Origin of the sequence: Acinetobacter sp. NIPH 298 (assembly GCF_000369505.1) — a bacterium.
In the GTDB taxonomy this organism is placed as follows: Bacteria; Pseudomonadota; Gammaproteobacteria; order Pseudomonadales; family Moraxellaceae; genus Acinetobacter.
On the sequence record NZ_KB850055.1, the window covers coordinates 1668982 to 1694119 of the forward strand.

Below are 25138 nucleotides of genomic sequence, written 5' to 3' on the forward strand. Positions count from 1 at the left end.
CTAAAGCCTGAATAGTAACTGTTCCAACTTGATCACCTAAACCAAAGGCCTTGCGCAACGGCAAAGCTATAATCGCTTTGCTTACCGTTGCTCATCCACAAGCCCATGCAACTTGATGCGTACGACTATCAATTAAACATTTTGGTTATTTGGGATGAAATAAGAAACCAATTACTCATGAGTGAATAATTGGTTTCAGAAAAACTTATAACTATTGTGTTAAGGTTGAGATACCATTGTATATTTTCCTACTGGAAAATCCCATTTGGTAAGATAGGCGGTATAGCTACAAGATTTTTGAAAATAGCCTACTTTTAGCTCCTCTCCCACGCCGTTTTTTTCACAACGAAATACTGCTTCATAATTTCCATGAATGTCGTATGAATATTCAAGATTTACCAATTTCATATTTTTAAAACATGACTTACCCTTAGGTGGAAATACAGAAGTAAATGGTTGACCAATAAATGGTTTAGATTCGTCATAATATTCTGAAACCATTTTCATCTTAACAGCCTCAGTAAATTTATCACTAAGTTCAGGATAGCGATTAAACTCTACACGTGTACAATCGCGGTAAATAATATCTTTTTTTATCATATTATTTCCACGTTTCAAAATGTCTTGAACAGCTATAAGATGTGGATCTTTATTTGGATTATAAAATAAAATATATCCTATCAGTATCAGCATCAATACAGTCAAACCAATCTGATACTTTCTAATAAATGCTTTCACTTCCATCTTCCTGATGCTGTAAATCCATAACTTCGGATATAGATTAACGGCATTTCCCCCTTATCTACACTATTTACATATGCGGAAGATGGGGTTCCCCAGCTTTTCACCTGACCATTACTATAATTGAGTAAACTATTTCCTAGTGTAATAGCTGCCGTTTGAAGCCAAGTTGTTCCGTCTTGCTTCCAACTATACATATCTTTATTAAATGCCAATGTCCCATAAACATCATAAGTACCATCTGCCCACTTATGTACCGTAGCCTCCAAATTAGCAGATACTCGTCCCATTGGCCATGAACCATCCATTACTGCATGTGCATAGTTACTATTAAATGCAATATTTTCACGGGAAAAATTCGTACTTTGTCCCACATTAATTCTATTCAATTCATTATTAAAATAACCATTTACGTTAAGCGCACTTTGTTGCAACTGTTTTCCAATATCAATTGAATAATCAAGATTAAACTTTGCTGGATCGACATAGAATGGGCCTGACCCATAATTAAATTGATTTTGTATAGCATACCAATTTTGATTTTGAAGATCATAGTTTTGTGTAGGCATATTCCAACTGCCAGAACATAATAGATCAAACATACACAACCCACTCGGGTCAACATTCATCACAGGATTACTACCTGCATACGCATACGGATTCAAACCACCTTCTAACCCAATCGGATCAGGTTCCATATATCTCCCAAGTTCAGGATTGTAATAACGATTGTGGTTATAAAACTGTCCAGTGCCTTGGTCATAGTACTGCCCAGGAAAACGTAAGTTAAAAGTCACTGTTCCAACAGGATCACCTAAACCAAAGGCGGTCGAATCCCAAGCCCATGCAACTTGATGCGTACTACTATCAATCAAACGACGTGGGGTGTTCTGAGCATCTGCAACGATATAATAAATCTTGGTATTTGCACCACTACCATAGATCGCTGCAACAGGTTTATCTCCCATCCAGACATATTCAACCATTTCACCTGCTGCTGGATATTCACCAACTAAGTGGCTTTGCTCATCATAAATAAACTCTTTGGTTGTTGACTGGAAATTTGTTCCAGAGGCTCTAAAACTACGCTCATTTTTATGGTTATACCCCATATAGTAAGTCGTAGAACCACTATCTCTTTTACGACGACCAACATTATCATAAGCTGGTAAATATGCTCCATAACGAAGTTCACGATCCGCTGTATATGTAAGGGATTGGCTCACGCCATCTTTAATCAAACCCGTCAGACGATTCCCAGTATAGCTATAATTGACATTGGACGCAGATTGTAAATGCTGACCGATTGCACCAAGACTAGTTCGGTTACCATTGGCATCATAGCCATATTGGATTTGATAAGTTTCTACACCGCCTGTTGTTCTGGCTTCACTCACCAGACGATCAACCTTGTCATAGCTAAATGTATCTCGAACGCCTGTATTACGGTTTAAGGCAATGACGCGTCCCGCACTATCATAAGCATGTGTAAGCCAATAATTACTTGAATTACTATTGTTACGATTAATGATACTATTTAATACACCGTACGTAGCATGGTAACTAAATGTAATATTGGCATTGCCAGTACCCCAATTCCATTGACTCAGACGATTTGCACCATCATAAATAATATTACGAATTAAAGAAGTACCATCCAACTGGATACCACTTAACTGCCCTGCGTTATTATATTGATAACTGATATTACGTCCTGATGGAAGCGTTACTGATGTCGGTTTTCCCGCTAAGCTATAACCATAACTTACCCCGAGGTTTTGTCCAACTTTCCCCAACCAGCGATTTACACGTTTATCAGCCTGACTCTTTTTGATAATCCGCCCGTAATTATCATAAATATAATTTGTATCAACATCAAAACCTGCAATATTACCAATCACTTGATCTAAACGACCATATCTACTCTGGTCATATATATAGGTTTCATCTATTCGATACTCCTCAGCAGTAGATCCTGAATTTGGTTGACACAAAAAATTACGATGGCGACCTATCTCATCAAGATTATTGTAATCACAACGACGAGTGCCATGCAAACGTTGTGTCAATTGGTCTGCTTCATTGTAAGCATAACTCTTATGACCATAATCCGTATTAAACTCATCCGTAAGAACACTACCATTTCTATAACGATATGGGTTTGTTCCTGCATTTAAAGCATCTTTTGCAAGAACTAAATTATCTCCTACATCATAGTCTTTAACATCAACTTTGCCCTCACCATCAGTATGGGTTTTTAGACGATTCAACGCATCATAACTCCATTTTTCAATGATGCTATTCGGACGAGTCGTTTGAATTAAATTACCATTGGCATCATAACTGTAGAGAATATAATCAAAGCTACTATTGCTCCCTTGGTAGGTTTTATTCACACGTCCATTTTGGTCTATAAGCTGATGGCTCGAAATAACCGCCGCCCCACTCGCATCAAGTTGATCAATGCGTGCCAAAATACCAACTGGATAGTAGCTATATTGCTCTTTGGTACCATTCGCGAGTGTTTTTAAGCTAAGTCGTCCAGCTACATCATAAGTAAACTGTATCGTCTCTCCATCTGGACTGGTTTCACTGATTTTTTGTTTCAGTGAATTATAGGTATAAGTGGTGGTTTGTCCCGTAATTGTTCCAGTTGTTCCCCCTACCCCTGTCGTTTTACTCTTAACAGTACCATCCGAATTGTAAACCATAAAATCGACTAAACCAGTTGGATATACAAGCCTTTGAGGTTGACCAAAATGGTTATAACCTGAATACCACGTTCTACGTTCTGCCCCGTTAATGATTTGATATTGGCTAGCAAGCGCTCCATGACTATGATAGGTATATGAAATTTTATCAGCTGTTCCTGCACGTGGCCCATCAACACTTAACAATCGAGCAAAGTGTATGTTGGTAGGCGTCTCATTATAAGTATAACTTGTTGTTTTACTCACACTCCCAGACTGATTTGAATTTTCAGTTTGTTTAACAATTTGTCCACGTGCATTCAGCTCATTATCTATCGTGAGTAATGGCGTTGTGATTTTAGTAGGTACAGCAAATAGATTCACTGCATTATTGTTCAATGGACCATAAGTATAAGTTGTAGACCGACTCAGTGCTGTATCTACCGCTTCCTTAATTTCAGTGACACGATTTAAATTGTCATACTTATAGGTACTGGCAACATTTTTCGCATCAGTGACTTTAACCAAACGGCTCCGATCAGTTGCAAATTCAGCAGAACTGATAGGCGTACCATTAGAGGTTAAACATGGATAGCCCGATGCTGTAATACTCAAGCTTTTATCTGAATTTACTGTACTTTGAATCGAGCTTGACACCAAGCTACCATCTAACAATAAAACAAAATGTATTGTTTTAGCGACATCATCATAATAAGTCGATGTATCTTGTACAGGTCCAGAGGGTAACAATGTATATGATCTTAATAATGTAAGTGCTGTTGTATAAGTTGTTCCACTTCCTAGTACATAGTTCTGGGTAATATCCCATTGCCTAATTACTTGATCAGCACTATTTTTGACTTGCCGTAATACAGGATAATAATAACTTTCATCAGCAGTTCTCCCCTTACTCGCAACATAAGCTTTTATTGCTCCAATTTCAGTCATTTCGTTAATATAACTGTAAGAACCAGCTGCTGTTGAATTTGAGCTAATTAATGCAAAAACTGTCGTGTTTTGTCCTGTACTTGGAACTTTATTTACATAAGCTTGATAGTTAAATGTAGCAACCTGACTACCACCTTGTGCAGCGGTAAAAGTTACTTTTGTGACTAAGCGAGATTCGTCAATCGTTTGGCTTGATCCCGTACTAGCATCATGGAAAGTACGTTCAAATACGAGCTTGTTGTTGTATTTATCACTCACCTGAGTCAGATTCATATTACTATCATATTGTAGATTGATGACTTTACCTTGTTGGTTATCAATCTGTGTCACTCTATGAAGCGCTAATGAAACAGTGGTATCTGTTTTAAGATATAGATCAGTATTAGAAATAACGCCATTTGGTGTGTTATACACACCCCAGCTATTCTCTGTAAGTCCAAAATATCCATTTGCATCAATAAAAAGGTTTACTCTTCTTGTTGCAGTTTGCGCTGGAGAAATGGTATGGGAACTATCAGATATCGTGTATTTCACACCGTTTTTTACGATGATCAGATTAGCTCCCGAACGACTGAGTTGGTATTCGCCAAGATCAGAATTCCACGGTAAACTTTGTAAACTATTATTATTTAAATCTCGTACTGCATCCGCAGAATACAATCGGGTGAAACTGCCATTTTGCTCCTTGAAGATTGTATCAACACTTTCACCTGGTAGACGCACCCAAATGGTTTTAGCAGATAAGCTTGTATACGTTGTTGGCGAAGTAGTCGTCAGCTGATAGCGTAAAGGATTAGAACTGACAAGTTGGGTATTATACTGTGTATATTCAGTTGTACGAGCAGTCGTATTCTGTATAAAAACATGAGCTTGATAATTATCTGTCCAACCAGTACTGCTAGATTCAGGTTGAGCAAAGGTTTGTGCTGCCGAAAGATTCTGACGAAGAGGTGCGCGATAGTTAAGACTATATGGTAAAGCTCCTACGATCTGAGATTGTCCATAACTCACATCACCCGCCATTAAATCATATCCAGTTGTACATGACTGAATTCCTGGGGATCTTGCGGAAGCATAGTTTTGCGACACGATATCAGGTGCCGCATAACTGATTTGGCTAATTAAACTTACCAGCCCCCATAAACATAGCCAAATACTATGCTTAAATTTATTGATTATTTTTTCCATTATTACATCCAATAATATATACAGAATTTTATGTATAAATTTCCATACAAAAATTCCATTCATTTTAAGCGGTTTTATTTATTAACTGATAAAATTTAGTTCTGTGAGCGCAAAGACTGCGGAGAACCATCTGTTACAGCTTTCATCTCTGTGATCGAAGATTTTTTTAGCTGTTCTTGATTAATAAAATCAGCCTGAGCATTAGCATAGTCTTGGGTGTACCCCACCATAGCGTTATTGCTCTTTGAGGCACTTTGTTCAGTTTCGCAACCTGAAATTATTAGTACGCTCCCGATTAGTCCTACGATGAATACCCAATCAAAGATATTATTTCTATTTTCCACCCTCGCACGCTCCATCTTAATAAAGTTTTATTGTTTAAAGTTCGAGCAATTATAATAGAAAATTCTGTTTAAAGAATATCTTTTTCAGCTAAAAAAACTGTCACTTTTTCCATATAGATATAATAATCGAATGCTGAAATAGAATGATAATTTAATAAAACTTAAGATGAGTTCCATATAGGCATAAACTAAATCTACTTTAGTGGACCATAATAGCAAAGGTTAATGCGCACTGGTTTTCGATAACAAATTCAATATCAATACACCAGCCATAATCAATGTAATACCCACAATGCCCCACACATCTAGTTTTTGATCAAAGACAATCCAAGCCACAGCCGAGATGAGTACAATCCCCAACCCAGACCAAATCGCATATGCAATACCAACAGGAATCGTTTTTAAGGTTAAAGACAAACAATAAAATGCAATAATATAACCAAGCACGACAATAATTGAAGCAATCGGTTTAGTAAAACCCTCGCTACTTTTTAAAGCTGAAGTTGCAATCACTTCAGCAATAATTGCAATGAATAAAAACATCCAATTCTTCATTAATTTAGATACCTAGTCCAGTACACACGAAATAGTAAGACATGATACACAAAGAAAAACACCCTTTTTAGCAAAAGGGTGTTTTTAGGAATTATCTTGTATGGCTAAACGTTATGCAGATTTCTTCGCCATATTATTTTTACGAATCGTGATCATCACCAGTTGAACTGCTGCTGGAGTCACACCCGGAATACGATTGGCTTGCGCCAATGTTTCAGGACGAACGGTTTTTAATTTTTGAGTGATTTCACGAGATAAGCCAGACACAATATCATAATCAAAATCAACAGGAATCTTGGTTTCTTCCAAACGCTTCATTTGAGCAACGTCATCATGTTGGCGATTGATATAACCCTCATATTTCACAGCAATTTCGATCTGCTCACCCACGTGTTGAGCAACATCCGAACCTGTCAATTCTGCGATTTGACCAAAATTAATATTTGGACGCTTCAACAAATCAATCGCACTACACTCTTTACTGAGATCTGCCCCTGTCATCTCAACGAACTTTTTGCCCATCGGGTTGTTTGGCGCAGCCCATAAATGCTGTAAACGAGAAGTTTCACGTTCAACTGCTTCCATTTTCTCACTATAAGCAGCCCAACGTTCATCATCAACTAAACCAAGCTCACGACCAATCGGCGTTAAACGTTGATCGGCATTATCTTCACGCAACATCAAACGATATTCTGCACGTGAAGTAAACATACGATATGGCTCTTTCGTTCCTAAAGTGATGAGGTCATCGACCAATACGCCCATATAAGCTTGATCACGTTTTGGTGTCCACTCTTCTTGTTCCCAAGCACGGCGAGCAGCATTCAAACCAGCAAGTAAGCCTTGCGCACCCGCTTCTTCATAACCCGTTGTACCGTTAATTTGACCGGCAAAATACAAGTTCTGAATCGCTTTAGTTTCAAGCGTAAATTTAAGTGCTTGTGGATTGAAATAATCATATTCAATCGCATAACCCGGTCGTAAGATATGCGCATTTTCCATACCACGAATCGAACGAACCAAATTGAACTGCACATCAAATGGCAGTGAAGTTGATATCCCATTTGGATAAAGCTCATGGGTATCCAAGCCTTCAGGCTCTAGGAAAACTTGGTGCGAATCTTTATCTGCAAAACGATGAATTTTATCTTCAATCGATGGGCAATAACGCGGTCCAACACCTTCAATCACACCGGTATACATCGGCGAACGGTCTAAACCACCACGAATAATCTCATGGGTTTTTTCGCTTGTATGCGTGATATAACAATTCACTTGTTCCGGGTGCATCGACACATCACCCATAAATGACATCACAGGAGATGGAAAATCACCCGGTTGTGCGGTCATGACTGAGAAATCAACCGTACGCGCATCAATACGAGGTGGTGTGCCTGTTTTTAAGCGACCCACTGGTAATTTGAGTTCACGTAAACGCTGAGCAAGGGCAATCGAAGGTGGATCACCCGCACGACCACCACTTGAGTTTTGTAAGCCAATATGGATGACACCACCCAAGAATGTTCCCGTCGTCAACACCACAGTTTTAGTGTCGAAACGAATGCCCATTTGGGTCACAACACCTTTAACCGTATCGCCTTCAACAATAAGATCATCTGCCGCTTGTTGGAAAATGTCTAAATTTGCTTGGTTTTCTAAGGTATGACGAATCGCAGCTTTAAAACGAACACGGTCAGCCTGTGCACGCGTTGCACGAACTGCAGCGCCTTTACGCGAATTTAAAATACGGAATTGAATACCACCTTTATCCGCTGCAAGTGCCATTGCACCACCGAGCGCATCGATTTCACGGACTAGATGTGATTTACCAATACCACCAATCGCAGGGTTACAGCTCATCTGCCCCAAAGTCTCAATATTATGCGTCAACAATAATGTTTGTCTTCCCATACGTGCAGCAGCAAGCGCCGCTTCCGTACCAGCGTGACCGCCACCAATTACGATAACGTCGTAAACTTTAGGATAGTGCATAGTGGTAAATGTGTATTCAAAAAATGACAGAGCATTATACAGGATTTTCCTTGTTATTTGACAAAAAGCAGTGAGATTCTTATCGGCTGCAAAGGATTGATAAGGCGAAAAATGACACAAAAAGAAACTTTCTGTTGCATTTTCCCTGTACTTTTAACAAAGCGCTCTAAAATTGCTAACCTGATCACCACTGTCTTATCTCAAAATATTTCTATCCTAAAAGTACAGAACAAATAGTTTAGGAAAATGAAATGAACTCGAAGCTTTTACTGTCATCATTAATCTGTGGTTTATTTTTTACTGTAACGGCTCAAGCAAATGCCAAAACTGCCACAGATCCACTGACCCAGAAGTATCAGCAAGTATGTAAAGGTAAGAAACAAGGTGATGCGGTTTCATTTGCCCACAAAGGTGTTGTTTTTAACGGTGCTTGTGAAAGCGATGAAAATAACAAGCTAAGCTTCCAACCTCCAACGCCTGCCTCTGAAGCGCCAGTTGAAACACAAAGCAAAATTTCAGAAACGCAATCTGCTCCACGCCCTGTAAGCACACCGACTGAAATGCCAGCCGAAGCACCATCCCAACTTGCTGCTCCGATGGAAAATGCTGAACAACCGATGATGGATAATGATCTAGAAGCACCTTAAATCAATCAAAGTGCTTAAATGAAGATCCAATGAAAGAAAGGATGCCGCGTGATGTGGCATCCTTTCATGTTTTTTAAATACCGAATTCTTAGAAACTACAGTTATTTCATCTTAAAAATTGTAATCTGTCTATTTTATAAGCCCTTTAACAAGCCTGAATCCATTACAATAATCCCAAATACATTTACTTAGGTTGTCCTGTGAACTGGCTACAAATTCATATTACTGTCGATCAAGATCAAGTTGAACTTACTGAAACCCTACTCCTATCATTAGGCGCAGTGAGTGTAACTTTAGATGATGCCGAAGATCAGGCTTTACTTGAACCATTACCAGGTGAAACACCACTTTGGAACAAAGTCATTGTTACAGGCATTTATCAACAAGAAGAAGATGATCCAATTGATGTCGATACGTTGGAAGCATTCTTAAAAGCACAACTTCCAGATGTTCCGATGCGTCATGAATATCTAGAAAACCAAGTGTGGGAACGTGCATGGATGGACTATTATGAGCCAATCCAAATCGGTGAGAAATACTGGATCGTACCTGAATGGCTAGAACCTCCAGAAGCAGATGCAACCAACATCAAGCTTGATCCTGGTTTAGCTTTCGGCACAGGTAACCATGCCAGTACATTCTTGTGCTTACAATGGTTAGGCAAAACCGATGTAAAAGACAAAGTCGTAATTGACTATGGTTGTGGCTCAGGGATTTTAGGTGTTGCAGCATTGTTGCTCGGCGCAAAAAAGGTCTATGCAACAGACATTGACCCACAAGCAGTCTTGGCGACCAAACAAAATGCAGAATTAAATGGTGTGCTCGATCATCTTTATGTAGGCTTGCCAGAAGAGTTCGATCAAGAATTTAAACAACAACAAGCAGATGTACTTGTTGCAAATATTTTGGCAGCACCGTTAATGGCACTTGCGCCTGAATTCTCAACTTTATTAAAAAATGAGGGCGAGTTCGCACTTGCTGGTGTAATAGAAGAGCAAGTTGCTGATGTTTCTAGTGTTTACTCTCAGTTTTTTGATATATTAGAGATCGAAAAGCGTGAAGAAAACTGGTGTCGCATTTCAGGAAAACGTAAAACAACAACTTGAGATCTCTATAAGTTATGAGTGAAAAACAAACCCGCTGCCCTAAATGCTCAACCGTGTACAAAGTGACCCTTTCACAACTCAGCGTTGCACAGGGTATGGTTTGTTGTCCAAAATGTGTGATTAACTTTAATGCACTCACTAATTTACTCGCTTCTGAAGAAGATGAAACGATTGCCGTACCCGCAAATCGTTCATTATTTTCTTCAATCCAACCAAACAGCTCATTTGCAGAAAAGCAAATGCAAATTTTAAGTATTTTTGATCAAAAAATTGAAAACTCTAATATCGACTTGTTGACCTATTTAAACAACCTAAATTATTTCAATACCGAACCAGTCACTGCTTTACCCAACTTAAACCTTTCAGAAGATACCGTTCTCATAGATGAGACTTCAACTGAAAAACAACACGGTTGGCTGTACTACACCCTTTGGGGGCTTGGCAATATCTCCCTTATATTGGTATTTGCCTTTCAAATTTTATGGTTCAATCCTAAATTGATGCACGAAAGCCCTGCATTAAATCGAATCTTTAACTACGCATGCGGTGCTTTAACTTGTAAAACACGAGATGAGCAGTATAAATATTTAAACTTTGAAAAAGTACAAGTTAGACCTGCTGATCAAAATTCAACACGCTTTTCAGGTACGCTCGTCAACCGACATGAAAACAGTGTTGTACTTCCTGCCATTAAAGTTATTTTGAAAGACAATGGTGAAGTGATTTCAAATACGGTATTAACCCCCCAAAACTATTTGGTTGATAGCTTGAAGACGATTCAACGCATCCCAACAAATAGCCCATTTAGGTTTGAATTTACCATTCCAAAAAGCAAAAATAGCTTCAATGACTATAGTTTAGAAATTGTACAACCCTAAAAACAAAAAAAAATGACAAAAAAATATAAAAAAAGTGCAGTTAATTTGCTCACTTTTTCGTAGACAGTGGTATGATACGCGCCACGAAAGCTTTGACCTACATACTCCTCGTTATTTATAGACAAAAAATAGTTAAACGAACTGTGCTTCTATCCCATAAGCGCATTGTCGGTTTTTTTGTTTTTGAAAGTAGGCTGTAACAAATATTTAACTATTGTTACGCTTATTTTTTACACAATTCGAGGATTTGTGGCAAGCTAATAGTCCCATTGTTTTAGAGTCACTGTTTTAGGATCTAAAACAGGGCTCAGTAATTCAGACCACATTTATATATCACTTTATCCAAGTGATATTTTTATTTTTCGGATTAAAACGCATGAATAGCAAATCTCCTATTTTTACGGCTCAATCTGATGTCGCTCTCCGCATCCATGTAGATCGCGCAGTTCGTCATTATTTTGCACAATTGCAAGGTGAGCAACCATCTCAAGTGTATGACATGGTTTTAGCAGAAATGGAGAAACCTCTTTTATCTGTGGTCTTAGAATATACTCGTGGCAACCAAACACGTGCTGCTGAGATTCTAGGCCTTAACCGTGGAACTTTACGCAAAAAGTTAAAAGCTCACGGTTTAATGAGTGAATAATTGATAAAATGCTCACGTTCTCGTGGGCATTTTTTTTGTGCCTTTGTTTTAATCTGTAGACTTCAAACTGTTGACTAAAATCATGACTATCAAACGTGCTTTAATCTCTGTTTCAGACAAAACTGGAATCGTTGAATTTGCTCAAAATCTTGCAGCTCTCGGGGTAGAAATTTTATCTACTGGTGGTACATATAAGTTGCTTAAAGACAACAATATCGCCGTCGTAGAAGTTTCTGAACACACGGGCTTCCCTGAAATGATGGATGGCCGTGTCAAAACACTACATCCAAAAATTCATGGTGGTATTTTGGCTCGTCGTGGTCTAGACGAAGCTGTAATGCAAGAACACGATATCGATCCAATTGATCTCGTTGTGGTAAATCTCTATCCGTTTGCAGCAACAGTAGCAAAACCAAACTGTTCACTTGCTGATGCGATTGAAAACATCGATATCGGTGGTCCAACGATGGTTCGTGCTGCTGCGAAGAACCATGCATCTGTCGGTATTATCGTCAATGCTGCTGACTACGATACCGTCGTTGCTGAATTAAAAGCAAATGGGACTTTATCTTACGAAACGCGTTTCGACTTAGCGGTAAAAGCATACGAACATACCGCGCAATATGATGGCATGATTGCATCTTATTTGGGCGCACGTGTGGGTAAAACTGAAGGTGAAGCGGATACGTTCGCGCGCACATTCAACACCCAACTGAATAAAGCACAAGATTTACGTTATGGTGAAAATCCACACCAAAGCGCAGCGTTCTATGTAGAAGCAAATGCACAAGAAGCATCTGTTTCGACGGCGAAACAACTACAAGGTAAAGAACTGTCTTATAACAATATCGCAGATACAGATGCCGCACTTGAATGCGTGAAGTCATTTGTAAAACCTGCTTGTGTCATTGTTAAACATGCCAACCCATGTGGTGTTGCTGTTTCACTCGATGGCATCAAAGCGGCTTACGACCTCGCTTATGCAACTGATCCTGAATCAGCGTTTGGTGGCATCATTGCGTTCAACCGCGAATTGGACGTTGCAACTGCGCAAGCGATTGTTGATCGTCAATTCGTTGAAGTGATTATTGCTCCAAGTATTGCTGATGGCGTACTTGAAGTGACTGGCGCGAAAAAGAATGTCCGCGTCATGGTTTGTGGCGAACTCCCTACAATTGATGCACGTGCACCACAACTTGACTATAAACGTGTCAACGGTGGTTTACTGGTTCAAGACCAAGATTTAGGCATGATCAGTAAAGATGACCTAAAAGTTGTGACCAAACGTGCGCCTACTGAACAAGAGATTGATGATTTAATCTTTGCTTGGAAAGTGGCGAAATATGTGAAGTCAAACGCGATTGTTTATGCAAAAGATCGCCAAACTGTTGGTATCGGCGCAGGTCAAATGAGCCGCGTCAATTCTGCACGTATTGCTGCGATTAAAGCTGAACATGCTGGTTTAGTGGTTGAAGGTGCAGTAATGGCATCTGACGCATTCTTCCCATTCCGTGATGGTATTGATAATGCTGCTAAAGCAGGCATTAAATGTATTATCCAACCGGGTGGTTCAATGCGTGACGAAGAAACAATTGCAGCAGCTGATGAAGCTGGCATCGCAATGGTCTTTACAGGCATGCGTCACTTCCGCCATTAATAACACCCAAGTCCCTCTTTCTTGCGATGCCTTATAGTCGCATCTCAGGGGGACTTTTTTATTCTGAACAGGTATATTCTTAAATACTGAAAAAGGAAATAACTTAATAATGAATATTTTAGTTTTGGGTAGCGGTGGCCGTGAACATGCACTTGCATGGAAAATCGCACAAGATACAAAAGTAACTAAAGTTTTTGTTGCGCCGGGTAATGCAGGCACAGCAACAGAAGATAAATGTGAAAACGTTGAACTTGATATTTTAGACAATCCAGCTGTGATTGCTTTTGCAAAAGCAAATGATGTGGCATTGGTGATTGTTGGTCCAGAAGCACCATTGGTCAATGGTGTGGTTGATGCTGCTCGTGAAGCAGGTATAAAAATTTGGGGACCAACACAATACGCAGCGCAGCTTGAAGGTTCAAAAGCTTTTGCCAAGCATTTCTTAAAGCGTCATAACATTCCAACTGCATTTTATGATGTATTCACCGAAGTAGATGCCGCTAAAGCCTATGTTGAGAAAAATGGTGCACCGATCGTTATTAAAGCGGATGGTTTAGCTGCGGGTAAAGGCGTGATCGTGGCAATGACCAACGAAGAAGCTTTTGCTGCCATTGATGACATGCTTGCAGGCAATAAATTTGGTGATGCAGGTTCACGTGTCGTGGTTGAGCAGTTCCTCGCAGGTGAAGAAGCATCTTTCATTTGTATGATTGATGGCAACAACATTTTGCCAATGGCGACATCACAAGATCACAAACGTATCTTTGAAGCTGACCAAGGTCCAAATACAGGTGGTATGGGTGCTTACTCTCCTGCCCCAGTTGTGACTGCTGAAGTCTTTGAACGTGTCATGAATGAAGTGATGCGCCCGACCGTTGATGGTATGGCTGCGGATGGTCACGTTTATACAGGTTTCTTATACGCAGGTTTAATGATTGATGAGCAAGGTCAACCTCGTGTCATCGAATTCAACTGCCGCTTTGGTGATCCTGAAACACAACCCATCATGATGCGTTTAAAATCATCGCTGGTTGATCTCGTTGAAGCAGGTATTGAAGGTAACTTACCAAGCGAAGCAGAATGGGACGAGCGTAAATCGATCGGTATCGTTCTTGCTGCTGAGGGTTATCCAGAAACCGTCCGTAAAGGTGATGTGATTTCGGGTATCGGTCAATCTCCAGAAGATACTAAAATCTTCCATGCAGGCACTGCCATGACTGCTGATGGGCATATTATCACTGCAGGTGGTCGTGTACTCTGCGTAACAGCACTGGGCGACACCGTACTTGAAGCACAAATCAATGCGCTAGAAGTTTGCGGTCAAGTGACGTTCACAGGCATGCAGTACCGTAGCGATATTGGTTACCGCGCGATTGCACGTGAAAAAGCTGAATAAATTGTCTCAATTCGAAAAACCTTCTTCGGAAGGTTTTTTATTGCTCAAATCAAAACAGTGCCCAGTTGTTTATTCAATTTTCATATAACGCATGCAAAAAAATATATATTCACTATTCAATTGAATTATCTAAACAAATATTTAAAAAATCTATAAAATTTTCATCTATTTATATTTACTTAGTACACAATTTCCTTAAATAATCAGTTATTTATACCCTTCAGTATTGTCTACTCCACTATAACCTGAACTAAAATATTGCTATGATTGGGGAAATTTTTAGCTGTACTTTTTATGGCCAGATTTTATTCTTTTCTATTATTTTCAAATGATTAGAATATTAAACTGAGCTGCACGAGTTACAGTTAAATCCAAATTTAATTTCAAGAGTAAGTGAATGATTCACTGTGCTATTTATCTATAGCAAACTGGAACATGAATGTTCACCTATTTTTCTTATGTTGTGAAATTTGTGTTGGCAAATGCTTCAAAAATTATTCACATGATTATTTGAATACAACGCCAATCAATAGCATCGCAATCTATTACAATCTTTAATACGGAAACCACGTGATTTTCCGACATTATTTTGATTAGGATTTATACATGAAAAAGCTAATTAGTCTTTTTTTAAGTGTATCGGTATTATTACTTGCAGCTTGCAGTAAACAACCAGATACCACAGCTACAGACCAAAACGGGGATGCTGCTGCATTACAAACTGTTGTCATCGCCTCTACAGGTTCAGATGCTGATATCTGGCGTCATATTGCAACTTTGCCTGAAACCAAAGCCGCTGGCCTGAAACTCGAAATTAAAAACTTCACTGATTACGTTGCGATGAATACTGCTGCGGCAAACAAAGAAGTTGATCTCAATGCATTCCAATCTTACGCTTACCTTGTTGCATTCAATGCTGCAAATAAAGATAAGATTGCACCTGTTTCAACCACATATTTAGAGCCTATGGGCATCTATTCAAGCAAAGTTAAGAAAGTTGAAGAGTTTGCTGAAGGTGCAACCATTGCGATTCCAAACGACGGTGCTAACGAATCTCGCGCATTATTACTTTTACAAAGCGCAGGCTTAATCAAGTTAAAAGCTGATTTTGACCCAGTAAAAGGTACGCCAGCAGATATTATTGAGAATACTAAAAAGATTGTGATTAAACCGATCCAAATGGCGACTGCGGTACGCGTAAAAGATGAAGTTGATGCAATTTTGTTAGGCAATACGCTGGCGATGGAAGGTGGTTTGAATGTTCTTAAAGATGCAATCTTTTATGAACCTGTTGATCAAAGCACTAAGCTCAATGTGAATGTTTTAGCAACTGCTGAATCACGTAAAGATGATGCGGTACTTCAAAAAGTCGGCGCGCTCTATCATACTGAAGCTGTAAAAAAATATGTACAAGAACACTTTGATGGCACTAAGGTTGATGTAAACAAACCGACAAGCTATCTCACTGAAGCGAATTCGTAATATACTACGCTCCGACGTTCTACAAAACAGGCAAATGATTTTGCCTGTTTTCTTTTTAATTTAGTATTGACGATATGATCGAATTTAAAAATATTTCCAAACACTATCAGCTAAATGGCCAAACCATTAATGCGCTGGATCAAATCGATTTAGAGATCCCAGAAGGCAGTATCTTTGGCATTATTGGTTATAGTGGCGCAGGTAAAAGTACATTAATTCGTTTGATTAATTTGCTAGAACGCCCTTCTAAAGGGCAAGTGATTATTCATCAAAAAGATTTTACTGCGATGGATGCGCGCACGCTTCGTAACGAACGTGCAAATATCGGCATGATTTTTCAGCACTTTAATTTATTACAAACTAAAACAGTGTCTGAAAATATTGAAATGCCGCTTAAATTGCTCGGTCATCGTAAAGCTGAACGAGAAAAGCGTTTAGCTGAACTGTTAGATTTCATTGATCTCAAACATAAAAAAGATGCCTACCCTGACGAACTCTCAGGTGGTCAAAAACAACGTGTGGGTATTGCTCGTGCCCTCGCCAATCATCCCAAAATTTTACTTTGCGATGAAGCTACCTCTGCTTTAGATCCGCAAACCACCAAATCTGTTTTAGCGTTGTTGAAGAAAATTAACCAAGAACAAAATATTACCATTGTGATGGTGACCCATGAGATGGATGTGATCGAATCAGTTTGCGATTACGTTGCTGTCATGGAAGCTGGTAAAGTGATTGAAACAGGTTCGACCTTAGAGATTTTCAGTCAACCACAACATCCCACAACCAAAACCTTTATCCAAACCGTATTACAGCAACAACTGCCGATCAATATTCTCAACAATCTCGAACACAAGCACCATAACAGTATCTATAACCTTCAATTCTTAGGTACATCAGCACAAGAAACCGTGATTCAGTCTGTGATTAAACAGTTTGATATTAGTTTGAATATTCTGTTTGCCAACATGACCGAGATTAACGGTACAGTGATTGGGCAAATGTTTATACAACTGCTCGGTGACCCACGTATCATCCAAGAAGCAATCCAATTTCTAGAGCAACAAGGTGTCAAAGTTGAACCGTCTGGAGTAAGCCAATGAGAGACTTTATCGTACACTGGCTGACTGAAATCACTGCGCCTTTTTGGCAAAGTTCTTTGTCAATGGATCAATTTGTGACAGCCTTACAAGAAACCTTACAAATGGTATTCTTCTCACTGCTTTTTGGTTGTATTTGGGGCTTCATCCAAGGCATCACCTTAGTAGTGACACGTACAGGTGGTATCCTACAAAATCGAGCGATTTATTATTTCCTCAACCCAATCGTCAATGCGTTACGTTCGATTCCTTTCATTATCTTGCTAATCGCAGTTATTCCATTTACTAAATTCCTCGTTGGAACATCAATCGGAACGTGGGCAGCGATTGTTCCCCTCACCATTTATGTTGGCCCATATTTAGGTCGATTAATCGAAACCTCATTACTTGAAGTCAATGAAGGAATCATTGAGTCTGCTCAAGCAATGGGCGCAACGCCTTGGCAAATCGTTTTCAAATTTATTATTCCTGAAGCACGAAGCTCAGTTATTCTAAACTTAACCACGGGAACGATTAGCTTGATTGGTGCAACGGCAATGGCAGGTGCGGTCGGTGCAGGCGGAATTGGTGACTTGGCAATTTCTTATGGCTATCAACGTTTTGATAGTAGTGTTGTGATTCTGACCGTGATCGTGCTTTTATTGTTGGTTCAATTTGTGCAAACCTTTGGTGATTGGTTAGCAAAAATGCGTTAATCATTGAGTAAACAGCTTAAGGCTCTCAATATGAGGGCTTTTTTTATCTCAAGTATTTTTATGGAAAATAGATTTCAGTCGCAGCCTTAAATGTATTGACATGTAAAGGAACGAGATCAGCTAAGGGTTGATATCCGCCAGCCAAAACAAACAGCAATGGAATATTCATTTTCTTTGCCATTTCAAAGACCAAACGATCCCGTTCAAACAGTAATTCTGTCGTAAACCATTTTGAACCATAACGGTCATTTTGGTGACAATCCATACCCGCTTGATAAATAACTAAATCCGCGTCCCAGCGTGAAGCGTATTGAAATGCCTCTAAAACAGCCTCACGGTACAAATCAAAGTTGCCTTGCTTAGGATGGATATAACGAGTCAAACTGCGTTCACTCGCCTTACAACCGAAGCGAATACCAAAGATTCCAAAATTCACAAGGTTGGTCATTCGGTTCGCAAATACGGCTGTGCCATCGCCACCATGCTGATCGCAATCTAAAATAAAAATCCGTTTTTCAGGATGTTGTTTCGCAACTAAAGCCAAACCATTAAAGGTGCAGTAGGCAGCGCCCGACTCATAACTGGCGTGATGAAACCCCTGCGCAATATTTGCGGCAATCCCCTCTTTTAACGCAATTTTAGCGCCAAGCAGTTGCCCTGCTTGTATAGATAAAATTGCATCACGTAATTGTACTTTCCAAGGTTTAAAGCCTTGGATCGTCGCAAAACTAGATTGACCTGAAACAAATGCTTCCACATATTGAGGATTGTGTAATTTTTTAAGAATTTCAACATCAATCAAACCTGGATCAATCAAATCAGCCATCTTATTCGCACGAAGCATATCCGCAACTGCGGTCAATTTTTCCATGCTATTGGTATGCGTTTGCGCATAATAGCGTGGTGAATAACAAGCTTTTAGCATGGATGTCCTACAAAGATTTGACCTTGAGCGATTTCCATAAGCTGCCCCAGTTCAGTGATATCAGGTCTAAACAATCCGTTATCTACCTGTTGCTTAAAATGATAACCAAACGCACGGGCACGATTTTTAGGGGAAACAGCTAAAGTTGTTAATCTCAAAAACCAAAACCCATTGATCGCAGAAATCGGAATCACATGTCCTTTATAGTGTTTATTTTGATGCTTTTCTAATGGCTCAATTTCATAATTTGCTGAAAAAAGGCTGCCTGCAGGTAAACGAACTCCATTCATCAATAATGAAACAAGGCTAATACAGGAGTGATTGTCCCCCATATTCATTTTTTCCATCATAATCGGTTGTTCATGCTCATCAACAAAAATATTTATCTCGCCCTGTCTAAGCAACCGATGATGTGCAATTCGAAGAAAGAATTTTTCAGCCATTGGACAAGAACCCACTTTAGGCTTTTCTGGCAAAGCATTGCATTCAATCAAGCCATTTTTGGCACTTTGAGGAAGAATAATATCTGCCAATAACTGACAAATCAGTACGCTTTCCTCCAGCTCGGCATATTGATGAATGCTTCTGAGCTTCGCTTGAAAATCGACTTGCTGCTGCAAGTTTTTCGCAAATAATTCTTGTGGAGTCAAACGCACTAAGCATTGCTGGACATCTGAGTTTATATCTAGGTTCCGCCAACTCGTTAGTTCCAAACCATAGGAAGATGCTTGATTCAAAATACTTTTCAAAGCCTTAGTTTCATAATCTTCAAAAATACGAAAATCCTGGAAACCAAGCGCATCGCGAGGTTGCGAAACAAATTCTGCGATCACACGTGTTGCTTGGGTATATCCACAACCACGCCGCTCCGTTTGATGACTAAAGTGCTCATTGAGCATTTCTGTAAGTTTGGCAGATAGAGGACATAAATATTTTCTAAAGATAACGACCACTTCATGATCGACCAAATCTGACATGATTCCCTCTCTGTCTTATCGTGATTTATTCCCGCTCTACGCTCATTAAATTATATTTATTTACAATGGCTTGTCTTTTTCAATGCCATCTTAGCAAATGGCACATCCCCCTAGCCTAAATCAACATTCAATACTTAAACAGGATAAATCCCTTCATTTCAATTATATTGAATAGAGCTCTTTCATAATTATTCATACCCTCTTTGTATTTCTCTCACAAGAAGAAACAAAACCGATTTATGAAAACCGTCTAATATGCGATCTATTTAACACCATTAAATACAATATAAACCATTAACTTATATGCCTTTTATCTCATCTTTATGTAAAACACCAAGCTTGTCAATGATAAAAATCCACCCTGATTTAAGCTGTCAAAATTTGCCCAAAAAAGTCATATTTACGCGATGTTCATCATCAGCAGTTTTGCACTGTTACGCATTTACACTTACACTAGGAGCTCTAAAAAGCGTTTATCGACAGCTTCAAATAACCACATGACGAAAGGTTTAGGAATCGGCTATGCATTATAAGATTCATGTAATTGACGTAAAAAATGCCTTAAAAAACTATATCTGGTTATTGGAAGATACTCGCTCAAATGAAGTTATTGCAATCGACCCTACTGAAGCCAGTCTGGTCAGTGATTTCTGCGAACAACACCAGTTACAACTCAAGCAAATTTGGCTCACCCATTGGCATCCCGACCATACCAATGGTGTAGCAGAGTTATCCGCAAACAATAATCTTCCCGTATACGGTCCGCGTGACGAATTGAGTAAAATTGCTTTCATCTCAAATCCGCTTCAACACAATGACCATTTCAATTTCCATGATTTAAAGATTGAAATCATTGCGACACCGGGACATACATTAGGTCATATCGTTTATTTTATTGAGGAAATTGACAGTCTATTCTGCGGTGATACCCTGTTTGCAATGGGTTGTGGACGTTTGTTCGAAGGTACAGCAGAACAAATGTATCATTCTTTAAATCGTCTAGCTGCGTTGCCAATCCAAACCAAAGTCTATTGTACCCATGAATATACGCTCGCAAATGCTGAGTTTGCGCTCACCATTGAACCGAACAATGTTGCACTACAAGAGCGTATAAAACAGGTCAAAGCATTAAGAGAATCTGATCAAATCACGCTACCTAGTAGCATTGAGTTAGAACTAGAAACCAACCCTTTCTTACGCACCGAGAGTGCCGAGGATTTTGCTCGAATCCGTAGCCTGAAAGATCAGTTTTAATAGATTCGATCAAATAAAAATGATTTCATTTTTCACATAGAACCAAACTGAAAAATGAAATTATTTTTTACATTTTTAATTAAATTATTTTTAAGTTTGAAACCACTTACTCAAATACACAAATATATTTTTCACAATTAAATACAGACACTTAAACCAAATGCAATTAGAACAAAATACTTAAAAATTACTCTATTTTTACATTATTTACATGTAGCAAAATAAATCTATGCAATCCCCCTTTAAAAAAATTTAAGCAACCCTTATTAATGAATACAGGTTCACAAGGAGTTCGGCTATGAAAAACAGAGTTGTTAAAGCAAAAAATTTATTGGCTTTTCGTATTTGGTTGGAAAAGTTAGGATATTCAGTTAAAAATCTGACAGATAATCGCGGTTTTACTTTTAGCTTTAAAAAAGAATATGGTTTAGTCACTTGTGATTTATCTGGAAATTCTTTAGCAATGCAGCTCGGTGAAGAATTTGAAGATCACTTGAAAGCGTAATGGTTGGTTTTAAAATTTAGGGTTTCAAATGGATAAGAAACCCTAAAGCATCTATATAAATTTTTTAATGATATATTTGCCTATATTTAATCCCCTACTTTCTAACCATCTCATTCAAAATTTCATTGGAACTCAACCGATTTCCAAGTATGATAATGCCCTAGTCGAGGGATGCTGCGACAATTGATTGGCACAAAAAATCAATTTGCTAGGCTCGGCGTAAGAAGCAATGCTTCCAAGACAACGGCATCCGCGAACAAAACGATCCATACTATTTTTTCTAGGAGATCCTGATGAACGCGGTGAATGCTTCATTTACAGATTATAAAGTTGCCGATATTTCACTTGCTGACTACGGCCGTAAAGAAATCAAACTTGCTGAAGCTGAAATGCCAGCCTTGATTGGTTTGCGTAAGCGTTATGCTGCGGCTAAACCGCTTGCAGGCGCAAAAATTTTGGGTTGTATTCATATGACAATCCAAACTGCCGTTTTAATCGAAACTTTAATCGAGTTAGGCGCTGAAGTTCGTTGGACATCATGTAACATTTTCTCTACTCAAGATCACGCTGCTGCTGCAATTGCTGCGCGCGGTATTCCTGTATTCGCTTGGAAAGGTGAAACTGAAGAAGAATATGTTTGGTGTTTAGAGCAACAAATCAATGTCAATGGTCAGCCTTGGGCTGCCAACATGATCTTGGACGATGGCGGTGACTTAACTGCACTTGTTCATGAAAAATACCCTGCTCTTTTAGAACGCATCCACGGTATTACCGAAGAAACCACAACAGGTGTTCAACGTCTGTTGGAAATGTGGAAAGATGGTTCTCTTAAAGTGCCAGCGATCAACGTGAATGACTCGATTACAAAATCGAAAAATGACAACAAATATGGTTGCCGCCATTCATTAAATGATGCCATTAAACGTGCAACTGACATGCTACTTTCTGGTCGCCGTGCACTTGTGATTGGCTATGGCGATGTGGGTAAAGGTTCTGCGCAATCTTTACGTCAAGAAGGCATGATTGTACGTGTAACTGAAGTTGATCCAATCTGTGCAATGCAAGCATGTATGGATGGCTATGAAGTTGTTTCTCCATATAAAAATGGCGTACAAACAGGTAATAAAGAAGACATCAACCAAGACCTATTAGGCAATACTGACCTTGTTGTCACCACAACAGGTAACTACCATGTGTGTGATTCTGCAATGCTCGATAGCTTAAAAGCGGGTGCAGTCGTATGTAACATCGGTCACTTTGATACAGAAATCGACACAGCATATTTACGTGGTTATAAGTGGGTTGAAGTAAAACCACAAGTACACCAAGTATATCGTTCAGAAGATGAAAGTAATTATTTGATCCTTCTTTCTGAAGGTCGTTTGGTTAACCTTGGTAATGCAACTGGTCACCCATCACGCGTCATGGATGGTTCTTTTGCAAACCAAGTATTAGGTCAAATGCATTTGTTCGCTGAGAAATTTGCAGATCTACCTGCTGATCAAAAGCAAGCTGCAATCCGTGTAGAAGTACTTCCGAAAAAATTAGATGAAGAAGTTGCTGCTGCCATGGTCCTTGGTTTTGGTGGTGTGTTAACACAACTGACTCAAGTGCAAGCCGATTACTTAGGTGTACCAGTTGAAGGTCCATTCAAAGCTGACGCTTATAAATACTAAGTTTTAGTACCCGTCTCCCTAGCCCTCTCCCTTAGGAAGAGGTGATATTCGTTACCCTAATGAGTATTAAAAAGTCCTCTCCGTTAAGGAGGGGATTTAGGGGAAGTGAAAAGAAATAAAAAAAAGGATTTGAAATGACCAAACGTGTTCCTATTTCTTTTGAGTTTTTCCCACCTAAAACTGATGTAGGTGCGGAGAAACTACGTACTGTTCACCAAGAATTACAGCAATTGAATCCTGAGTTTTTCTCGATTACCTACGGCGCTGGTGGTTCTACACGTGAACGAACTTTAGCTGCAATTCATGATTTCAATGGCAGTGGTACGCCTGTTGCACCTCACCTATCTTGTATTGGTGATGATAAAACACGTATTGCTGAGCTTTTAGACTTATACAAGTCTCAAGGTATTGATCGCATCGTGGCATTACGCGGAGATTTACCTTCAGGTCAGGTTGGCCTAGGTGAGCTTCCATACGCTCAGGACCTCGTGCGCTTTATCCGTGAATATTCTGGTGATCACTTTCATATCGAAGTTGCTGCTTATCCTGAAATGCATCCCCAAGCCGAAAGCTTTGATGTCGATATTCAACGTTTCGTTGAAAAAGTACACGCTGGTGCAAATGCAGGGATTACACAGTTCTTCTTTAATCCTGATGCTTATTTCTATTTTATGGAACGTCTTGACAAAGCGGGTGTCAATATCCCCGTTGCTCCTGGGATTATGCCGATTACCAATGCGAGTAATTTGATCCGCTTTGCTGATGGTACGGGTGCAGAAATTCCTCGTTGGATTCGTAAGCAGCTTGCAGCTTATGGAGATGACAGCAAAAGTATCAAAGCATTCGGCCATGAAGTTATTGTGAAACTCTGCGAACGTTTAATCGCTGGTGGCGCACCATCACTTCACTTCTATTCAATGAACCAAACTGAACCGACTCAACAACTAGTTGTTGATCTTGGTTTAAACTAATTTGTACGAGCCTAATCCAAGCATGAATCGTTTTTATATCGAAACCGAATTAAATACTGGCAATACCATTGAATTAACGGAATCGGTGTTTCACCATTGGGTACGGGTATTACGTGCAAAAGAACAAGAACAAGCCATCTTTTTTAATGGAAAAGGTGGTGAATACGTTGTAACACTGACTGAAATCAATAAGAAAAATGCATTGGTATCCGTTGATCATTTTGATCCAATTGATCGCACCCCCCCTTTTCAAATTATTTTAGGTCAAGTCATGAGTAAAGGCGATCGTATGGATTATGCGATTCAAAAAGCGACTGAACTTGGCGTTACAACGATTCAACTCTTGACCAGCGAACGTTGCGAAATGCGACTCAAGTACGATCGTGATCAAAAGAAATTAGAGCATTGGCAATCTGTCGCTATCGCCGCATGTGAACAATGTGGCATGAACAGAGTTCCAGAGGTGTTAGCTCCTATCGCATTAATAGATTGGGTCAAGTCAGCCCAACTCCCGCCATCTCGCTTTGTTTTAGCACCAAACAAAACTCAAGAAAATGTATTATTAGACAGTTCACCCGATTTAGCATTATTAATCGGTCCTGAGGGTGGCCTCAGTGAAACCGAAATCGAAACTGCAAATCAAAACCAGTTCAAAAACTGGTGCATTGGCGACCGTGTTTTAAGAACTGAAACTGCTCCGGTTGTGGCTTTGTCTATTTTGAACTATCACTTTTCCATCAAATGATATATGTGGATTGCTTTCCATTG

The 25138-nt window shown here is 39.3% G+C and carries 21 protein-coding genes; 14 read left to right on the plus strand and 7 right to left on the minus strand.

The features are described from left to right. Nucleotides 1-219 precede the first annotated feature (219 nt). The 5 genes from F903_RS12840 to mnmG form a co-directional block, all read right to left on the minus strand. Entirely contained in the window at nucleotides 220-738 is a 519-nt protein-coding gene (locus F903_RS12840; protein WP_005197580.1) for a hypothetical protein, read from the minus strand. Then, nucleotides 735-5567 (minus strand): RHS repeat domain-containing protein, encoded by a 4833-nt coding sequence (locus tag F903_RS12845; RefSeq protein WP_005197583.1) that lies wholly within the window; start codon nucleotides 5565-5567, stop codon nucleotides 735-737. Before F903_RS12845 ends, F903_RS12840 begins: the two co-directional genes overlap by 4 nt. 95 nt (nucleotides 5568-5662) lie before the next feature. Continuing rightward, on the minus strand, nucleotides 5663-5911 hold the full coding sequence (locus tag F903_RS12850) for a hypothetical protein (protein ID WP_005197584.1): 249 nt from the start codon (nucleotides 5909-5911) through the stop codon (nucleotides 5663-5665). A 222-nt stretch (nucleotides 5912-6133) separates the two neighbouring features. Further along, complete coding sequence (locus tag F903_RS12855) at nucleotides 6134-6466, minus strand: DMT family transporter (RefSeq protein ID WP_004670590.1); 333 nt, start codon at nucleotides 6464-6466, stop codon at nucleotides 6134-6136. 111 nt (nucleotides 6467-6577) lie between these two features. Then, nucleotides 6578-8458, minus strand: coding sequence for a tRNA uridine-5-carboxymethylaminomethyl(34) synthesis enzyme MnmG (mnmG, locus tag F903_RS12860; RefSeq protein WP_005197586.1), 1881 nt, complete (start codon nucleotides 8456-8458; stop codon nucleotides 6578-6580). Between the two features lie 251 nt (nucleotides 8459-8709). On the opposite strand from mnmG, the gene F903_RS12865 reads away from it, so the two are divergent. From F903_RS12865 to F903_RS12905, 9 genes are all read left to right on the plus strand, one after another. Continuing rightward, a complete protein-coding gene (locus F903_RS12865; RefSeq protein ID WP_005197587.1) occupies nucleotides 8710-9105 on the plus strand; it encodes a hypothetical protein in 396 nt (131 codons plus the stop codon). 200 nt (nucleotides 9106-9305) lie between these two features. After that, complete coding sequence (prmA, locus tag F903_RS12870; RefSeq protein ID WP_005197589.1) at nucleotides 9306-10211, plus strand: 50S ribosomal protein L11 methyltransferase; 906 nt, start codon at nucleotides 9306-9308, stop codon at nucleotides 10209-10211. Between the two features lie 14 nt (nucleotides 10212-10225). After that, the gene (locus F903_RS12875) at nucleotides 10226-11089 is read left to right on the plus strand and encodes a zinc-ribbon and DUF3426 domain-containing protein (protein ID WP_005197591.1); all 864 of its coding nucleotides are present in this window, start codon (nucleotides 10226-10228) and stop codon (nucleotides 11087-11089) included. Nucleotides 11090-11465: 376 nt separating this feature from the next. Then, entirely contained in the window at nucleotides 11466-11735 is a 270-nt protein-coding gene (gene fis, locus F903_RS12880; RefSeq protein ID WP_001086304.1) for a DNA-binding transcriptional regulator Fis, read from the plus strand. Between the two features lie 82 nt (nucleotides 11736-11817). Then, entirely contained in the window at nucleotides 11818-13392 is a 1575-nt protein-coding gene (purH, locus tag F903_RS12885; RefSeq protein WP_005197593.1) for a bifunctional phosphoribosylaminoimidazolecarboxamide formyltransferase/IMP cyclohydrolase, read from the plus strand. 109 nt (nucleotides 13393-13501) lie between these two features. Next, nucleotides 13502-14788 carry a phosphoribosylamine--glycine ligase gene (gene purD, locus F903_RS12890; RefSeq protein WP_005197595.1) on the plus strand — a complete coding sequence of 429 codons (1287 nt, stop codon included), beginning with the start codon at nucleotides 13502-13504 and terminating at the stop codon, nucleotides 14786-14788. Nucleotides 14789-15394: 606 nt separating this feature from the next. Then, entirely contained in the window at nucleotides 15395-16270 is an 876-nt protein-coding gene (locus F903_RS12895) for a MetQ/NlpA family ABC transporter substrate-binding protein (RefSeq protein ID WP_005197597.1), read from the plus strand. A 74-nt stretch (nucleotides 16271-16344) separates the two neighbouring features. Then, nucleotides 16345-17370 carry a methionine ABC transporter ATP-binding protein gene (locus F903_RS12900; protein ID WP_004670582.1) on the plus strand — a complete coding sequence of 342 codons (1026 nt, stop codon included), beginning with the start codon at nucleotides 16345-16347 and terminating at the stop codon, nucleotides 17368-17370. Next, entirely contained in the window at nucleotides 17367-18062 is a 696-nt protein-coding gene (locus F903_RS12905) for a methionine ABC transporter permease (RefSeq protein ID WP_005197600.1), read from the plus strand. The genes F903_RS12900 and F903_RS12905 overlap by 4 nt, the downstream gene beginning before the upstream one ends. A 58-nt stretch (nucleotides 18063-18120) precedes the next feature. On the opposite strand, the gene F903_RS12910 is transcribed toward F903_RS12905, so the two are convergent. Both F903_RS12910 and F903_RS12915 read right to left on the minus strand, forming a co-directional pair. After that, entirely contained in the window at nucleotides 18121-18987 is an 867-nt protein-coding gene (locus tag F903_RS12910; RefSeq protein ID WP_005197602.1) for an arginase family protein, read from the minus strand. Continuing rightward, the gene (locus F903_RS12915) at nucleotides 18981-19964 is read right to left on the minus strand and encodes a hypothetical protein (protein WP_005197604.1); all 984 of its coding nucleotides are present in this window, start codon (nucleotides 19962-19964) and stop codon (nucleotides 18981-18983) included. The genes F903_RS12910 and F903_RS12915 overlap by 7 nt, the downstream gene beginning before the upstream one ends. A 522-nt stretch (nucleotides 19965-20486) precedes the next feature. On the opposite strand from F903_RS12915, the gene gloB reads away from it, so the two are divergent. The 5 genes from gloB (at nucleotide 20487) to F903_RS12940 (ending at nucleotide 25115) form a co-directional block, all read left to right on the plus strand. Then, nucleotides 20487-21218, plus strand: a complete 732-nt coding sequence (gene gloB / locus F903_RS12920) for a hydroxyacylglutathione hydrolase (RefSeq protein WP_005197605.1) — start codon at nucleotides 20487-20489, stop codon at nucleotides 21216-21218. Nucleotides 21219-21516: 298 nt separating this feature from the next. Then, entirely contained in the window at nucleotides 21517-21723 is a 207-nt protein-coding gene (locus tag F903_RS12925; protein ID WP_004670577.1) for a hypothetical protein, read from the plus strand. Between the two features lie 293 nt (nucleotides 21724-22016). Continuing rightward, entirely contained in the window at nucleotides 22017-23399 is a 1383-nt protein-coding gene (gene ahcY / locus F903_RS12930) for an adenosylhomocysteinase (RefSeq protein ID WP_005197607.1), read from the plus strand. A gap of 134 nt (nucleotides 23400-23533) precedes the next feature. Next, nucleotides 23534-24370: a methylenetetrahydrofolate reductase [NAD(P)H] gene (gene metF / locus F903_RS12935; RefSeq protein WP_005197609.1), complete on the plus strand. Its 837-nt coding sequence runs from the start codon at nucleotides 23534-23536 to the stop codon at nucleotides 24368-24370. Nucleotides 24371-24392: 22 nt separating this feature from the next. Next, nucleotides 24393-25115 carry a 16S rRNA (uracil(1498)-N(3))-methyltransferase gene (locus F903_RS12940; protein ID WP_005197610.1) on the plus strand — a complete coding sequence of 241 codons (723 nt, stop codon included), beginning with the start codon at nucleotides 24393-24395 and terminating at the stop codon, nucleotides 25113-25115. Nucleotides 25116-25138: the final 23 nt, after the last annotated feature.

Excerpts from the sequence above, each read along its gene's own strand:
- F903_RS12845 (WP_005197583.1), bottom strand. The coding sequence starts at position 5,567 with ATGGAAAAAATAATCAATAAATTTAAGCATAGTATTTGGCTATGTTTA.
- F903_RS12855 (WP_004670590.1), bottom strand. The coding sequence starts at position 6,466 with ATGAAGAATTGGATGTTTTTATTCATTGCAATTATTGCTGAAGTGATT.
- mnmG (WP_005197586.1), bottom strand. The coding sequence starts at position 8,458 with ATGCACTATCCTAAAGTTTACGACGTTATCGTAATTGGTGGCGGTCAC.
- F903_RS12865 (WP_005197587.1), top strand. The coding sequence starts at position 8,710 with ATGAACTCGAAGCTTTTACTGTCATCATTAATCTGTGGTTTATTTTTT.
- F903_RS12875 (WP_005197591.1), top strand. The coding sequence starts at position 10,226 with ATGAGTGAAAAACAAACCCGCTGCCCTAAATGCTCAACCGTGTACAAA.
- fis (WP_001086304.1), top strand. The coding sequence starts at position 11,466 with ATGAATAGCAAATCTCCTATTTTTACGGCTCAATCTGATGTCGCTCTC.
- purH (WP_005197593.1), top strand. The coding sequence starts at position 11,818 with ATGACTATCAAACGTGCTTTAATCTCTGTTTCAGACAAAACTGGAATC.
- purD (WP_005197595.1), top strand. The coding sequence starts at position 13,502 with ATGAATATTTTAGTTTTGGGTAGCGGTGGCCGTGAACATGCACTTGCA.
- F903_RS12895 (WP_005197597.1), top strand. The coding sequence starts at position 15,395 with ATGAAAAAGCTAATTAGTCTTTTTTTAAGTGTATCGGTATTATTACTT.
- F903_RS12900 (WP_004670582.1), top strand. The coding sequence starts at position 16,345 with ATGATCGAATTTAAAAATATTTCCAAACACTATCAGCTAAATGGCCAA.
- F903_RS12905 (WP_005197600.1), top strand. The coding sequence starts at position 17,367 with ATGAGAGACTTTATCGTACACTGGCTGACTGAAATCACTGCGCCTTTT.
- F903_RS12910 (WP_005197602.1), bottom strand. The coding sequence starts at position 18,987 with ATGCTAAAAGCTTGTTATTCACCACGCTATTATGCGCAAACGCATACC.
- F903_RS12915 (WP_005197604.1), bottom strand. The coding sequence starts at position 19,964 with ATGTCAGATTTGGTCGATCATGAAGTGGTCGTTATCTTTAGAAAATAT.
- gloB (WP_005197605.1), top strand. The coding sequence starts at position 20,487 with ATGCATTATAAGATTCATGTAATTGACGTAAAAAATGCCTTAAAAAAC.
- F903_RS12925 (WP_004670577.1), top strand. The coding sequence starts at position 21,517 with ATGAAAAACAGAGTTGTTAAAGCAAAAAATTTATTGGCTTTTCGTATT.
- ahcY (WP_005197607.1), top strand. The coding sequence starts at position 22,017 with ATGAACGCGGTGAATGCTTCATTTACAGATTATAAAGTTGCCGATATT.
- metF (WP_005197609.1), top strand. The coding sequence starts at position 23,534 with ATGACCAAACGTGTTCCTATTTCTTTTGAGTTTTTCCCACCTAAAACT.
- F903_RS12940 (WP_005197610.1), top strand. The coding sequence starts at position 24,393 with ATGAATCGTTTTTATATCGAAACCGAATTAAATACTGGCAATACCATT.